Raw genomic sequence first — 13,685 nt, 5'->3', positions numbered from 1 at the left:
CCGGTTGAACACCCTCATTTTCCCACCGGAGGGACGACACCACCTATTGAACGGCGGCCCTTTCCCAGAGCCGTACGTCCACCGTCACTGAGGGCCGTACTTCCGCCCCGTCTTCGACGTGATCCCGCCCAGCAGCGACCGCGGGGCCAGCTTCACCACGCCCATCAGCGCCTTGTAGCGCGGGTCGGGGATCGACAGCGACTTGCCGCGGGCCAGATCCGCGAGCGCCGCCGCGACCAGCTTGTCCGCGTCGAGCCACATCCAGTTCGGGATGTTGTCCGTGCCCATCCCGGCCCGCTGGTGGAACTCGGTGCGCACGAAACCGGGGGCCAGCGCCATCAGCCGTACGCCGCTGCCCGCCAGATCCCTGGCCGCGCCCTGCGTGAACTGCACGACCCACGCCTTGGACGCCCCGTACGTACCCCGCGGCACGAACGCGGCCACCGACGCGACATTGACGACCCCGCCACGGCCGCGCTCCCGCATCGACTCGGTCGCCGCCGACGTCAGCCGGAGCACCGCCTCGCAGTGCACCTTGAGCATCTTCAGCTCGTCGGCCATCGATACGTCGAGGTAGCGGCCCTTGTTGCCGAAGCCCGCGTTGTTGACCAGCAGGTCGACGGGGTTCTTGCGGTCGCCCAGTCGCCCGGCCACCGCTTCGATGCCGTCGTCGGTCGCCAGATCCGCCGTCAGCACCTCCGCCTCGATGCCGTGCCGGTCGTGCAGTTCGGTGGCCTGCTCGTGCAGCCGCTTCGTATCGCGCGCCACCAGGACGAGGTTGTGCCCATCAGCCGCCAGACGCCGCGCGAAGGCCGCGCCGATGCCCGCGGTCGATCCCGTAATCAGAGCCGTTGTCATGGCGCAAGGTTAGTGACCTGGCCAGGCGTCCGGCGCCCCCCGCCACCCAACGCCCGGCCAAGCTCCACGAGTTCCGCGCACCATGGTTTTCAGGGGCTTAGCCGGCGTACTTCGCCACGTACTTCTCCGCCGTCGCCAGCGACTCCGGATGCAGCGCCTCGCCCGCCGCCAACAGCCTTGGCAGCAGCTCCCGTTCGGTCGTGACGGCGCGGAACTGGAGGGCGACCGTGACGTCGTGTCCGGGCCGGTGCACGATCTCGATCGGGTCGCCGGAGCGGATCTCGCCGGGCTCGACCACCCGCAGATACGCGCCGGGCGCGCCCTTCTGGGTGAAGCGCTTCACCCAGCCCTTCTCCCCGACATGCCCCTGGAAGGTGAGGCAGGGGATGCGCCCGCAGGTGACCTCCAGGACGACCTCGGAGCCGACGCGCCAGCGCTCGCCGATCCGCGCGCCGGACACGTCGAGCCCCTGCGTCGTGAGGTTCTCGCCGAACACGCCGTTCGGCAGCGTGCGGCCGAGCTCGCGCTCCCAGTCGTCGAGGTCCTCGCGCGCCACCGCGTACACGGCCTGGTGGTCCCCGCCGTGATGCCGCATGTCGCACACCGCGTCCCCGGCGAGGCCGCTCGCGCCGACCCCCTTGGGCCCGGGCGCGGTCACCCGGACGGGCCCGTCCACCGGCTGCTTGTCGATGCCGGTCACGCCCTCCGGCTGGTCCGTGTACTCGACGGCCCGCGCACGGCCCAGATTCAGCGACAGAAGCTTCATGACAACAACGCTAGGCGACGGCGGTCAAAGCGTCGACGCAATATTCGGCGCCACCCCCAAGACCCGCTTATGCTCGACACATGATCGAGGCCCGCCATCTCCGCGTTCTGCGCGCCGTCGCCACCACCGGCTCCTTCTCGGCGGCGGGGCGCGAGCTGGGCTGCACCCAGCCCGCCGTCAGCCAGCAGATGAAGGCACTGGAGTCGTCCGTCGGCACACCGCTGCTGATCCGCACGGGGCGCGAGATGCGCCTGACCCAGGCGGGTGAGGCACTGGTCCGGCACGCGGCGGGCATCCTCGCCGGGCTCACGGCCGCCGAGGAGGAGGTCGCCGCGATCGCGGGCCTGCGCGCGGGCCGGGTCCGGCTCGTCTCCTTCCCCAGCGGCAGCTCCACGCTCGTCCCCACGGCCCTCGCCGCGCTGCGCGCCGCGCACCCCGGCACCCGTGTCTCCCTGGAGGAGGCCGAACCGCCCGAGTCCGTCGAGAAGCTCCGGGCCGGCGACTGCGACATCGCGCTCGCCTTCCGGTACGAGGGGGCGGCCGGCGCCGAGGAGTGGGACGACCTGGTCGTACGGCCGCTGCTGACGGACCGGCTCGTCGGGCTCGTGCCCGAGGGGCACCGCCTCGCCCGGGCGGGGTCGGTCGCGATCGGCGAGTTCGCCGGAGAGCCGTGGATCGCCGGGTGTCCGCGCTGCCGCGGACAGCTGATCGAGGTCTGTCGCAACGCGGGCTTCGAGCCCCGTATCGACTTCGCCACCGACGACTACCCGGCCGTGGTCGGCCTCGTCGGCGCGGGTCTGGGGGTGGCCGTCCTTCCGGAGCTCGCCATCGAGTCCGTACGTCCCAAGGGGGCGCGCACGGTGACGGTGGAGCCCCCGGTGCGACGGGAGATCGTCGCGCTCACGCTGCCGGATCTGGCCCAGGTGCCGGCGGTGGCGGCAACGCTGGACCGGCTGGCCCGGGCCGCGACGCGGTAGCGGGGAAAAGGCGCTGGCGGGGAAAAGTTGGGGCACGTGTGCGCGTGCCCACCGTGCAGAAACGTTCCTTCAGTTGTTCGAAGCGTGACCGCTTCCGGTGGCCGCCGCCGAGACCAGCCGGTTGCGCGCCCGGCCCATGAGTTCTTCGCGCTCGTCCTCGGTCAGCCCGCCCCACACGCCGTACGGCTCACGCACCGCCAGCGCGTGCGCCGCGCACTCCGCGCGTACCGGGCATCTCATGCAGACCTCTTTGGCCGAGTTCTCACGAGCGCTCCGTGCCGCACCACGCTCGCCCTCCGGGTGGAAGAAGAGCGAGCTGTCGACCCCGCGGCAGGCCGCGAGGAGCTGCCAGTCCCAGAGGTCCGCGTTCGGACCGGGAAGGCGGGAGAAATCTGCCATTGCGTGTCCCCTTGTTGCCGTTCTGGGCTGCTCTGTGCCCACCGACCGTACATCTATGATCTAAGGAGATGAAAATATGACTCATTGCGAATCTAGCCGCAGACACCAGCAAAGGGGAAGAAATCGGGCTAAATGGGGCATAGGTTGTGATGAAACGTTGAGGGTCCGTTGTGCATGTCTGCACCGTGTCCGCACCCTCACGTAGAGTGCCGAAGATGACTGACTGCCCCGTAACTCTTTCGAGTGACCATCGTTGAGAGTGCGGAGGCGGTTGAAGGAACAAGCGCTCGGGCAGGCGGCAGTATCCGTCGGCGAGTGTCAACCGCACAGGTGACGATTCGTACCCAGCCTGGAGGCTCAAGGTGACGCGCATCAGCTGCGGAGGGCGGCCATGACATCCGTCCTCGTCTGCGACGACTCCCCGCTTGCCCGAGAGGCGCTCCGCCGCGCGGTCGCGACCGTGCCCGGCGTCGAGCGTGTGACGACGGCAGCCAACGGCGAGGAAGTCCTCCGCCGCTGGGGTGCCGACCGTTCGGACCTGATTCTGATGGACGTACGCATGCCCGGACTGGGCGGCGTGGAGACAGTCAGGCGGCTGCTGTCCGCCGACCCCGGTGCGCGCATCATCATGCTCACCGTCGCCGAGGACCTGGACGGCGTGGCGCTCGCCGTCGCCGCCGGTGCCCGCGGCTATCTGCACAAGGACGCCTCCCGCGCGGAGCTGCGGGCGACCGTGACGCAGGCACTCGCCGATCCCACCTGGCGGCTCGCTCCGCGCAGACTGCGCTCGGCCGAGATGGGTGCCGCGCCCACGCTCACCGCGCGTGAGATCCAGGTGCTGGAAGGCATGAGCCACGGCCGCTCCAACGCGGAGATCGGCCGTGAGCTGTTCCTCTCCGAGGACACTGTCAAGACACATGCCCGGCGGCTGTTCAAGAAGCTCGGTGCCTCGGACCGCGCGCACGCCGTGGCGCTCGGTTTCCGGTGGGGTCTGGTTCGCTAGGTGAGCCGCCTCGAGGGTATGACGGTAGTAGCCCCTGCCCGCCTCATGGCGGGTGGGGCCGGGCCCTCAGGGCGAGTCTCTTCGGTGCCCGATGCCCGTTTCCCGGCGGATGCCGCATCCTTGAGGTGTGGAGTCTCTCGGGGACGAGTCGGTCGAGCGGAAGGGGAGGGCGCAGGAGATGAGTTCCGGCGCACCTGCTCATAACGCTTCGGTGCACAACTACGGACGCGGTGCCACGGATCGGACGACGCCAAGGCACCATGGACCGATGCGCGACGACGGGACGACGGTGATCGGTGCGCTCGTCCATCGCGCGGTCGACGGCGACGAGCAGGCCACACACGACCTGCTCGCCCATGTACATCCGCTGGCTTTGCGCTACTGCCGCACCCGTCTGTCCCGACTTCCGGGCGACGCGCGGCACTTCGTGGAGGACCTGGCGCAGGAGGTCTGCGTCGCGGTGCTCCTGGCGCTGCCGCGCTACAAGGACACCGGGCGTCCCTTCGAGGCGTTCGTCTTCGCCATCGCCGCGCACAAGGTCGCCGACCTGCAGCGCGCCGCGATGCGCCACCCCGGCTCGACGGCCGTCCCCTCGGACGAGATGCCCGAGCGCCCGGACGACTCACTCGGCCCCGAGGAGCGTGCCCTCCTCAGCAGCGACGCCGAATGGGCCAAGAAACTCCTGGCCAACCTCCCCGACAACCAGCGCGAGCTGCTGCTGCTGCGCATCGCGGTGGGCCTCACGGCTGAGGAGACGGGCCAGATGTTGGGAATGTCACCAGGAGCCGTACGGGTGGCACAGCACAGGGCGCTGAGTCGCTTGCGGGCGCTGGCGGAACAGTAGGGATTTCGCCCGTCGGGGGGCGACGGTGTCGCTCGGCGGGGTGCCTGTGTTCCCCGCGCCCCTAAAAGAACCTGGGGCGCGGCCTTGCCTTTAGGGGCGCGGGGAACTGCGCGACCAGCCCCCACCGGCCCGCAGACGCATTCCCGCAGGGGCTTTTTCTTCTCCGCTCTTCTCCGCTCTTCTCCGGCCGCAACGGCATCCCGGAGCCTCCCCGGCAAGCGGCTGAACAGGGATGACACCAGCCCCGTACGAACATACGAAGCCCAACCGCACCCTCAACCGTGGAATGAGAGAGCCATGCTTCCCGTTAGCATGGACATCCGCACCGATCAAGGCCATTTGGGGAAGGTGTCATGACTGCCAACGTCGACGGAGTGCCCGCCAAATTCGCGACACTCGGGCTGACCTACGACGACGTGCTGCTGCTGCCGGGCGCATCCGAAGTGCTGCCCAACGCGGTCGACACCTCGTCCCGTATCTCCCGCAACGTCCGTGTGAACATCCCGCTGCTCTCGGCCGCGATGGACAAGGTGACCGAGTCCCGCATGGCGATCGCCATGGCCCGGCAGGGCGGCGTCGGTGTGCTGCACCGCAACCTTTCCATCGAGGACCAGGTCAACCAGGTCGACCTGGTGAAGCGCTCCGAGTCCGGCATGGTCACCGACCCGATCACCGTGCACCCGGACGCGACGCTGGCCGAGGCGGACGCGCTGTGCGCGAAGTTCCGCATCAGCGGCGTCCCGGTCACCGACGGTAACGGCAAGCTGCTGGGCATCGTCACCAACCGCGACATGGCCTTCGAGACCGACCGCTCGCGCCAGGTCCGCGAGGTCATGACGCCGATGCCGCTGGTCACCGGCAAGGTCGGCATCTCCGGCACGGACGCCATGCAGCTGCTGCGCCGCCACAAGATCGAGAAGCTTCCGCTGGTCGACGACGCGGGTGTCCTCAAGGGCCTCATCACGGTCAAGGACTTCGTGAAGGCCGAGAAGTACCCGAACGCCGCGAAGGACGCCGAGGGCCGCCTGCTGGTGGGTGCCGCCGTCGGCGCCAGCCCCGAGGCGCTGGAGCGGGCCCAGGCGCTGGCCGAGGCCGGTGTGGACTTCCTGATCGTCGACACCTCGCACGGGCACAACAGCAACGCCCTCAACTGGATGGCGAAGATCAAGTCGAGCGTGGGCGTCGACGTGATCGGCGGCAATGTCGCCACGCGTGACGGCGCCCAGGCGCTGATCGACGCCGGTGTCGACGGCGTCAAGGTCGGCGTGGGCCCCGGCTCGATCTGTACCACCCGTGTCGTCGCCGGCATCGGCGTCCCGCAGGTCACCGCCATCTACGAAGCCGGCCTCGCGGCCCGCGCCGCGGGTGTCCCGGTGATCGGTGACGGTGGTCTGCAGTACTCCGGCGACATCGGCAAGGCGCTGGCCGCCGGTGCCGACACCGTGATGCTGGGCAGCCTCCTCGCGGGCTGTGAGGAGTCGCCCGGAGAGCTGCTCTTCATCAACGGCAAGCAGTTCAAGTCGTACCGCGGCATGGGCTCGCTCGGCGCCATGCAGTCCCGCGGCCAGGGCCGGTCGTACTCGAAGGACCGCTACTTCCAGGCCGACGTGGCCTCCGACGACAAGCTGGTCCCCGAAGGCATCGAGGGCCAGGTGCCCTACCGCGGCCCGCTGGCCAACGTGCTGCACCAGCTCGTCGGCGGTCTGCGCCAGACCATGGGCTACGTGGGCGCCGCCACGATCGATGAGATGGAGTCCAAGGGCCGCTTCGTGCGGATCACCTCCGCGGGCCTCAAGGAGAGCCACCCGCACGACATCCAGATGACGGTCGAGGCGCCGAACTACAGCCGTAACGACTAGCCGTAATCGTGCTCCACGCGTGCGTGGGGCACGTCCAAGGGCGGTCCCGGAGGTTCCGGGGCCGCCCTTGTCGTAGGCGTCGGGGATACTGGGAGCGCAGAAGCGAAGAGGGAAAGGCCACACACGTGACTGAGATCGAGATCGGGCGCGGCAAGCGCGGCCGCCGGGCGTATGCCTTCGACGACATCGCCGTCGTCCCGAGCCGCCGTACGCGAGACCCGAAGGAGGTCTCGATCGCCTGGCAGATCGACGCCTACCGCTTCGAGCTGCCGTTTCTGGCCGCCCCGATGGACTCGGTCGTCTCCCCGGCCACCGCGATCCGCATCGGCGAGCTGGGCGGCCTGGGCGTCCTCAACCTCGAAGGCCTGTGGACGAGGTACGAGGACCCGCAGCCGCTGCTCGACGAGATCGCCGAGCTGGACGTGGACGCCGCGACCCGCCGCCTCCAGGAGATCTACGCGGCTCCCATCAAGGAAGAGCTGATCGGGCAGCGCATCAAGGAGGTGCGCGACTCCGGCGTCGTCACCGCCGCGGCCCTGTCCCCGCAGCGCACGGCGCAGTTCTCCAAGGCCGTCGTGGACGCGGGCGTGGACATCTTCGTCATCCGCGGTACGACGGTGTCCGCGGAGCATGTCTCGGGCGCCTCCGAGCCGCTGAACCTGAAGCAGTTCATCTACGAGCTGGACGTCCCGGTGATCGTCGGCGGCTGCGCCACGTACACCGCGGCCCTGCACCTGATGCGCACCGGCGCGGCCGGTGTCCTCGTCGGCTTCGGCGGCGGCGCCGCGCACACCACGCGCAACGTGCTGGGGATTCAGGTCCCGATGGCAACCGCCGTCGCGGACGTGGCCGCGGCCCGCCGCGACTACATGGACGAGTCCGGCGGCCGGTATGTGCACGTGATCGCCGACGGCGGCGTCGGCTGGTCCGGCGACCTCCCCAAGGCCATCGCCTGCGGTGCCGACTCCGTGATGATGGGCTCCCCGCTGGCCCGTGCCACGGACGCGCCCGGCAAGGGCCACCACTGGGGCATGGAGGCGGTCAACGAGGAGCTGCCGCGAGGCAAGAAGGTCGACCTCGGCACCGTCGGCACGATCGAGGAGGTCCTCACGGGCCCCTCGCACACCCCCGACGGCTCCATGAACTTCTTCGGTGCCCTCCGCCGCGCCATGGCCACGACCGGTTACAGCGAGCTCAAGGAGTTCCAGCGCGTCGAGGTGACGGTCGCGGACTCCCAGCACAAGCGCTAGCCCGCGGCCCGTACGCGGCGAAAGGGCCCGTCCACCGAGTGGTGGACGGGCCCTTTCGCGTGACGGGTGCCGGGTCAGCCGCCCGACACCAGCTCGGCGACGCCGACGAGTGTCAGGAACACACCGGCCAGAGCGATGGAGCCACCGAGTACGCGGTAACCGAGGGCGGTGATCCACTTGTCGGGCGGCGTGAAGTTGCCGACCGCGGTGGTGCGCAGTTCGTGATTGCGCTCCTGGTAGGCCTCCAGCGCCGCGGACGAGCCCCGGATGTCGAAGGCGACCCAGCCTCCGCTCATGACGGCCGAGAGGCCGAAGAGCAGGAGGAACAGGAAGACGGGCAACGTCAGGCCCCGGCCTTCCGGGCGCTCGAGAAGGCCACGTACGCGGCGATCGCGAAGAAGACGAAGGTCAGCGGGTCGGCCTCGGCCTTCCAGGCTTCCTGGACCACGTCGAAGTGGTCGAAGAACAGCTCGTTGAAGCCGATGCCGACCTCCTTGGAGCCGATCATGGCCTCGCCGACCAGCTGGCCGAGGTAGACCGAGCCGGCGGACAGCACCACGCTGACGATCGGCAGGATCGGGTTGCGGCCGCCGAAGCGGCCCGCGGCGAGGCCGATCAGGAAGCCGACGCCGACGGCGGCCCAGCCGATCTCGTGCTTGGTGAGGCCGATGATGGCGCCGTAGACGCCCGCCGCGACCAGGGCGGCACCGACGGCGGCGGCGAGACCGAGCCCCAGGTTGTTGCGCACCGGAGCGGCCGGGGCGACGGGGGCCATCGGGAAGCCGGGCTGGGGCGTGCCCAGCGGGGCGCCCTGCTGCGGGAAGCCGGCCTGGTCGGCACCCTGCTCCGGGGCGGGCGGCTGGCCGGGCTGGCCGGCGTACGGGTTCTGGCCCGCGTACGGGTTGTCGACCGGTGGACCGGACGGCGGCGGAGTCGACTGACTCATATGGTTCCCCCCAGGGAATGTGTGCGCACTTGCGGTGTGCGCCAGGGACGTGAGCGCACATCTGAGGGCGCCCGGGACGCGGGCGCACTTGTGTGCGAGAGCTGCCGCACATTAGCAGGCCGGAGTGACAGCCCGTGAGGAGATTTCGGGGAGGTCAGAGCCGGTGCGCCGCCCCGGTCGGGGTCGCCCCCCGGGTGTCCAGCAGCAGCTGGGCCTTCACGGACAGTCCTTGCAGGTCGTACGTGCGGTGCTGCTGGAGCAGGATCGTGAGATCGGCGTCGGCCGCGGCCTCGTAGAGGGAGTCCGCGCGCGGGACGGGGCGCCCGAGAACGCTCCAGGCAGGGACGTGCGGGTCGTGGTAGCTGACGGACGCGCCGAGTTCCATCAGGCGCAGCGCGATCTCGTGGGCGGGGGTGCCCTGCTGGTCGGCGAGGTCGGGCTTGTAGGTGACGCCGAGGAGGAGCACGCGCGCGGCGCGGGCCGATTTCCCGTGCTCGTTGAGAAGCGTGGCGGCGCGCTGGATGACGTACTGCGGCATGTGGCTGTTGACCTGCTGAGCCAGTTCGACCATCCGGAGTGAGCGGGTCGTGTGGCCGGTCAGGTCCTGGGGGATGCCGTGGCCGCCCACACCGGGGCCCGGCCGGAACGCCTGGAAGCCGAACGGCTTGGTCTCGGCGCAGCGGATGACGTCCCACAGGTCGACGCCCAGGTCGTGGCAGAGCACGGCCATCTCGTTGACGAGGGCGATGTTGACATGCCGGTAGTTGGTCTCCAGGAGCTGCACGGTTTCCGCTTCGCGTGGTCCACGCGCGCGTACCACCTTGTCGGTGAGGCGCCCGTAGAAGGCGGCGGCCGACTCGGTGCACGCGGGGGTCAGACCGCCGATGACCTTCGGAGTGTTGGCGGGACCGAAGTCGCGGTTGCCGGGGTCTACCCGACTGGGTGAGTACGCGAGGTGGAAATCACGCCCCGCGCGCAGTCTGGAGCCCTCTTCGAGGAGCGGGCGGAGGAATTCCTCCGTGGTGCCGGGGTGCACGGGTGATTCCAGGATCACCGTGGTGTGCGGGCGCAGCTGCGCGGCCAGGGTGCGGGCGGCGGCCTCCACCTGGCTGAGGTCGAGGTCGCCGTCGGCGCCCCGTGGGGTCGGTGCGCAGATGACCGCGGTGCGTACGCGGCCGAGCTCGGCCGGGTTGCCGGCGGGCCGGAAGCCCCCCGAGAGCATCCGGCGCAGTTCGGCGGGGGTGAGGGAGCCGCCTTCCGGCCCTGTTTTGTAGCCGAGCGTGGGGATGCCGGCGGCGACGGCGGCCTGGGCCAGCGGCAGGCCGAGATGACCGAGTCCGATGACGGCGAGATCTGCGGGCATGGCGTGGGCCGTCCTTCCCAGTAACCGAAGCGGGACAGGTGCGCAAGCCCTGTGGACAGGATGGGCGAGCGCAATGTCAGACTAGGAGTAAATATGACCGATTTGCGGGATTGTTCGGCCGTGATTCCTTGCGAGTCGCCGAGAGTTGTCCACAGGCTGCGGGCGGGCGGTGGCCGATGTCGGGCTAGGAGGTCAGACTTTGGGCATGGGGGATGTGAGCCGGGCGTCGCCCGACAGGTGCGGCCAGCGCGACATATAGCGGGAGGCAGCGGTGAGGACAGCGACACTGGGGCCGGCGGAGCGCGCCGAGTCATTGGCGGGAATGGCCGAGCGCGAGCTGGATGTGCTGGTCGTCGGCGCGGGCGTGGTCGGCGCGGGTACCGCACTCGACGCCGTGACACGCGGCCTGTCCACGGGCCTGGTCGAGGCGCGTGACTGGGCGTCGGGCACTTCGAGCAGGTCCAGCAAGCTGATCCACGGAGGACTGCGCTATCTGGAGATGCTCGACTTCGCGCTGGTGCGCGAGGCCCTTAAGGAACGCGGTCTGCTCCTCGAACGGCTCGCACCGCACCTGGTGAAGCCCGTCCCCTTCCTCTACCCGCTCCAGCACAAGGGCTGGGAGCGGCTGTACGCGGGCTCGGGCGTCGCCCTCTACGACGCCATGTCGATTTCGAGCGGCCACGGCCGCGGACTGCCCACACACCGTCACCTGACCCGCGGCCATGCCCTGCGCGTCGCCCCCGCGTTGAAGAAGGACGCGCTGGTCGGCGCCTTGCAGTACTACGACGCGCAGATGGACGACGCCCGTTATGTGGCGACCCTGGTGCGCACGGCGGCCGCGTACGGCGCGAAGGTCGCCAACCGCGCGCGCGTGACCGGATTCCTGCGCGAGGGCGAACGCGTTGTCGGCGCCAGGGTGCAGGATGTCGAAGGCGGCGGGGAGTACGAGATCCACGCCAAGCAGGTCGTCAACGCCACCGGCGTGTGGACCGACGACACCCAAGGGATGGTGGGGGAGCGCGGGCAGTTCCACGTACGGGCGTCCAAGGGCATCCACCTGGTCGTACCGAAGGACCGGATCAACTCCTCCACAGGTCTGATCCTGCGCACCGAGAAGTCCGTGCTGTTCGTGATCCCGTGGGGACGCCACTGGATCATCGGCACCACCGACACCGACTGGGACCTCGACAAGGCCCACCCGGCGGCGTCCAGCGCGGACATCGACTATCTGCTGGAGCATGTGAACTCGGTGCTCTCGGTGCCGCTCACCCGCGACGACGTACAGGGCGTGTACGCGGGGCTGCGGCCGCTGCTCGCCGGCGAGTCGGACGCCACCAGCAAGCTGTCGCGCGAGCACACCGTGGCCCATCCGGTGCCGGGGCTCGTGGTCGTGGCGGGCGGCAAGTACACGACGTACCGGGTGATGGCCAAGGACGCGGTGGACGAGGCGGTGCACGGCCTCGACCAGCGGGTCGCCGAGTGCGTCACCGAGGACATCCCGCTCCTGGGCGCCGAGGGATACCGGGCGCTGTGGAACGCGCGAGCGCGGATCGCGCAGCGCACCGGGATCCATGTGGTGCGCGTGGAGCACCTGTTGAACCGGTACGGGGCGCTCGCCGAGGAGCTCTTCGACCTCATCACCGAGAACCCGTCCCTGGGCGAGCCCCTGCCGGCCGCCGACGACTACCTCAAGGCCGAGATCGTCTACGCCGCCTCGCACGAGGGCGCCCGCCACCTGGACGACGTGCTGACCCGGCGCACCCGCATCTCGATCGAGACCTTCGACCGGGGCACGCGCAGCGCCCGCGACGCCGCCGAGCTGATGGCACCGGTCCTCGGCTGGGACAAGGACCAGATCGAGCGCGAGGTGGAGCACTACGAGAAGCGGGTCGAGGCCGAGCGGGAGTCCCAGCGCCAGCCGGACGACCTGACGGCGGACGCGGCGCGGCTGGGAGCGCCGGACATCGTGCCGCTGTAGATCCGTGGGGTGCGGTGCCACGGGCCGGATGGCGTGCGCCGACGAGGTGCGCCGACGGGTTCTGTCGGCGGGCCCTGTCGGCGAAGGCGCCGACAGGGTGCGTCGGCACACCTCGCCGGGTCGCCCGGCGGGATGTCACCCGATCGAGTGTCGCGTTCCGGGATCTTCGTTCGGAACCCGCACGTTCTACGAGGTGCGGGGGCAGAACTCGGCGGCGAGCAGCGCGGGTTCGAGGTCGGGGTCTGCCATCGCATCCGTGTTCACCCGGAAGGTGAGGACACGACGACCGTCGACGGTGGCCGCGGTGCGCACGTAGCTGCCGGAGATCCGGCCATTGTGCCCCCACACCGTGGTCCCGCACGGGAGCTTCACGGGGAACAGCGCCATGCCGTACTCGCCCTGTGCGGTACGGGTGTTGAGCATCTCGCGCAGCCAGTGCGAGGGCAGCAGGTCGCCGCCCAGCAGGGCGGAGTAGAAGCGGTTGAGGTCGGCGAGCGTGCTGACCAGCTCACCCGCCGCGCCGGCCACGCGCGGGTCGAGTTCCGTGACGTCCGACCCGTCGGCGGTGTACGAGCGACCGTGCGGCGAGGGCAGCGAGGTGCGGGCACCCGGGAAGGAGGTGCCGGTCAGACGGAGAGGAGTGATGATCCGGCGCTCGGCCTCGGTGGCGTACGAGTGGCCGGTGACCTGCTCGACGACCATGCCGAGCACTACGTAGTTGGTGTTGGAGTAGGCGAAGCGGCCGCGGTCGGCCGGGGGGTGGGTGAGCGCGATGCGTATGGCCTGAAGCGGGGTGACGGGGACCAGGCCCTTGGTGTCCGCGGTGAAGTCGTACAGGCCGCTGGTGTGGGTGAGCAGGGCGCGCAACGTCAGCCGGCGGCCGTCGTTGCCCGCGCCGCGCACCAGGCCGGGGAGGTGATCGTCCACGGAGTCGGACAGGGACAGCCGGTGCTCGGCGGCGAGTTGCAGGACCACCGTCGCGATGAACGTCTTGGTGATGCTGCCCGCGCGGAAGTGGTCGGAGCGCGCCATTCCGGATCCGGCGCGGGCGAAGCGTGAGCCGGAGTCGTCACGTGCCAGCATGGCCGCGGCCGGGACCTTGCCGCGGGTGACGAGGAGGGCGAGGGCGGCGTCTGTCGCCGGGGATGTGAGGGCTGGTGAGGCCGTTGGGGTCGCGGAGACGGGGGAGGTGAGGGGGGACGGGGTCAGGACCAGAAGACCGCTCGGGGCCAGGCCGAGCAGCGCCAGGGACACAGGTATGGCCAGAAGTGTCCGAGGTGTCCTGGTCGGAGGCATCGGCGGTCCTTCCTTGTCGCGGTCCATCATGTGGGACGTAGCTGTGTGGACGCCGGGCGGTCGGGGCATGAGGGGGCCCCTGGGCGTTGAGTACTTGTCGGGTGAGGGACAATGGAGGCTCTGTCAGGGCGGGTTGCATGAGGGGA

13 protein-coding genes are annotated in these 13,685 nt (G+C 70.1%); 6 read left to right on the top strand and 7 right to left on the bottom strand.

Annotated features, from left to right (window positions below):
- Positions 1-84 precede the first annotated feature (84 nt).
- Together OIC96_RS18515 and OIC96_RS18510 are read right to left on the bottom strand one after the other, a co-directional pair.
- On the bottom strand, positions 85-858 hold the full coding sequence (locus OIC96_RS18515) for an SDR family NAD(P)-dependent oxidoreductase (RefSeq protein WP_330306763.1): 774 nt from the start codon (positions 856-858) through the stop codon (positions 85-87).
- A gap of 97 nt (positions 859-955) precedes the next feature.
- A complete protein-coding gene (locus OIC96_RS18510) occupies positions 956-1,624 on the bottom strand; it encodes an MOSC domain-containing protein (protein WP_330306764.1) in 669 nt (222 codons plus the stop codon).
- 80 nt (positions 1,625-1,704) lie between these two features.
- On the opposite strand from OIC96_RS18510, the gene OIC96_RS18505 reads away from it, so the two are divergent.
- A complete protein-coding gene (locus OIC96_RS18505) occupies positions 1,705-2,601 on the top strand; it encodes a LysR family transcriptional regulator (protein WP_330306765.1) in 897 nt (298 codons plus the stop codon).
- Positions 2,602-2,670: 69 nt separating this feature from the next.
- Here the strand turns inward: OIC96_RS18505 and OIC96_RS18500 are convergent, their stop codons facing one another.
- Positions 2,671-3,000, bottom strand: coding sequence for a WhiB family transcriptional regulator (locus OIC96_RS18500; protein ID WP_327431060.1), 330 nt, complete (start codon positions 2,998-3,000; stop codon positions 2,671-2,673).
- Between the two features lie 391 nt (positions 3,001-3,391).
- Here OIC96_RS18500 and OIC96_RS18495 point away from each other — a divergent pair, with 391 nt between their 5' ends.
- From OIC96_RS18495 to OIC96_RS18480, 4 genes are all read left to right on the top strand, one after another.
- A complete protein-coding gene (locus OIC96_RS18495; RefSeq protein WP_003948568.1) occupies positions 3,392-4,003 on the top strand; it encodes a response regulator transcription factor in 612 nt (203 codons plus the stop codon).
- Between the two features lie 268 nt (positions 4,004-4,271).
- Positions 4,272-4,847: a sigma-70 family RNA polymerase sigma factor gene (locus OIC96_RS18490; protein ID WP_327431061.1), complete on the top strand. Its 576-nt coding sequence runs from the start codon at positions 4,272-4,274 to the stop codon at positions 4,845-4,847.
- Positions 4,848-5,200: 353 nt separating this feature from the next.
- A complete protein-coding gene (guaB, locus tag OIC96_RS18485; RefSeq protein ID WP_330306766.1) occupies positions 5,201-6,706 on the top strand; it encodes an IMP dehydrogenase in 1,506 nt (501 codons plus the stop codon).
- 125 nt (positions 6,707-6,831) lie between these two features.
- Positions 6,832-7,956, top strand: coding sequence for a GuaB3 family IMP dehydrogenase-related protein (locus OIC96_RS18480; RefSeq protein WP_330306767.1), 1,125 nt, complete (start codon positions 6,832-6,834; stop codon positions 7,954-7,956).
- Positions 7,957-8,030: 74 nt separating this feature from the next.
- Here the strand turns inward: OIC96_RS18480 and OIC96_RS18475 are convergent, their stop codons facing one another.
- The 3 genes from OIC96_RS18475 to OIC96_RS18465 form a co-directional block, all read right to left on the bottom strand.
- The gene (locus OIC96_RS18475) at positions 8,031-8,297 is read right to left on the bottom strand and encodes a hypothetical protein (RefSeq protein ID WP_330306768.1); all 267 of its coding nucleotides are present in this window, start codon (positions 8,295-8,297) and stop codon (positions 8,031-8,033) included.
- A 2-nt stretch (positions 8,298-8,299) separates the two neighbouring features.
- On the bottom strand, positions 8,300-8,902 hold the full coding sequence (locus OIC96_RS18470) for a hypothetical protein (RefSeq protein ID WP_330306769.1): 603 nt from the start codon (positions 8,900-8,902) through the stop codon (positions 8,300-8,302).
- Positions 8,903-9,056: 154 nt separating this feature from the next.
- Entirely contained in the window at positions 9,057-10,265 is a 1,209-nt protein-coding gene (locus tag OIC96_RS18465; RefSeq protein ID WP_330306770.1) for a nucleotide sugar dehydrogenase, read from the bottom strand.
- A gap of 271 nt (positions 10,266-10,536) precedes the next feature.
- Between OIC96_RS18465 and OIC96_RS18460 the strand changes: the two genes are divergently transcribed.
- On the top strand, positions 10,537-12,243 hold the full coding sequence (locus OIC96_RS18460) for a glycerol-3-phosphate dehydrogenase/oxidase (protein WP_330306771.1): 1,707 nt from the start codon (positions 10,537-10,539) through the stop codon (positions 12,241-12,243).
- 186 nt (positions 12,244-12,429) lie between these two features.
- Here OIC96_RS18460 and OIC96_RS18455 read toward each other — a convergent pair whose 3' ends face one another.
- Positions 12,430-13,539 (bottom strand): serine hydrolase domain-containing protein, encoded by a 1,110-nt coding sequence (locus OIC96_RS18455; RefSeq protein WP_330310249.1) that lies wholly within the window; start codon positions 13,537-13,539, stop codon positions 12,430-12,432.
- Positions 13,540-13,685: the final 146 nt, after the last annotated feature.

The sequence above is a fragment of the Streptomyces sp. NBC_00775 genome (assembly GCF_036347135.1).
GTDB lineage: Bacteria > Actinomycetota > Actinomycetes > Streptomycetales > Streptomycetaceae > Streptomyces > Streptomyces lutosisoli.
Note: the sequence above shows the minus strand (reverse complement) of the source record. Positions and strands in the feature narration are given on the sequence as shown.

Coding starts and splice junctions, on each gene's coding strand:
- OIC96_RS18515 (WP_330306763.1), bottom strand. CDS start 858: ATGACAACGGCTCTGATTACGGGATCGACCGCGGGCATCGGCGCGGCC.
- OIC96_RS18510 (WP_330306764.1), bottom strand. CDS start 1,624: ATGAAGCTTCTGTCGCTGAATCTGGGCCGTGCGCGGGCCGTCGAGTAC.
- OIC96_RS18505 (WP_330306765.1), top strand. CDS start 1,705: ATGATCGAGGCCCGCCATCTCCGCGTTCTGCGCGCCGTCGCCACCACC.
- OIC96_RS18500 (WP_327431060.1), bottom strand. CDS start 3,000: ATGGCAGATTTCTCCCGCCTTCCCGGTCCGAACGCGGACCTCTGGGAC.
- OIC96_RS18495 (WP_003948568.1), top strand. CDS start 3,392: ATGACATCCGTCCTCGTCTGCGACGACTCCCCGCTTGCCCGAGAGGCG.
- OIC96_RS18490 (WP_327431061.1), top strand. CDS start 4,272: ATGCGCGACGACGGGACGACGGTGATCGGTGCGCTCGTCCATCGCGCG.
- guaB (WP_330306766.1), top strand. CDS start 5,201: ATGACTGCCAACGTCGACGGAGTGCCCGCCAAATTCGCGACACTCGGG.
- OIC96_RS18470 (WP_330306769.1), bottom strand. CDS start 8,902: ATGAGTCAGTCGACTCCGCCGCCGTCCGGTCCACCGGTCGACAACCCG.
- OIC96_RS18465 (WP_330306770.1), bottom strand. CDS start 10,265: ATGCCCGCAGATCTCGCCGTCATCGGACTCGGTCATCTCGGCCTGCCG.
- OIC96_RS18455 (WP_330310249.1), bottom strand. CDS start 13,539: ATGCCTCCGACCAGGACACCTCGGACACTTCTGGCCATACCTGTGTCC.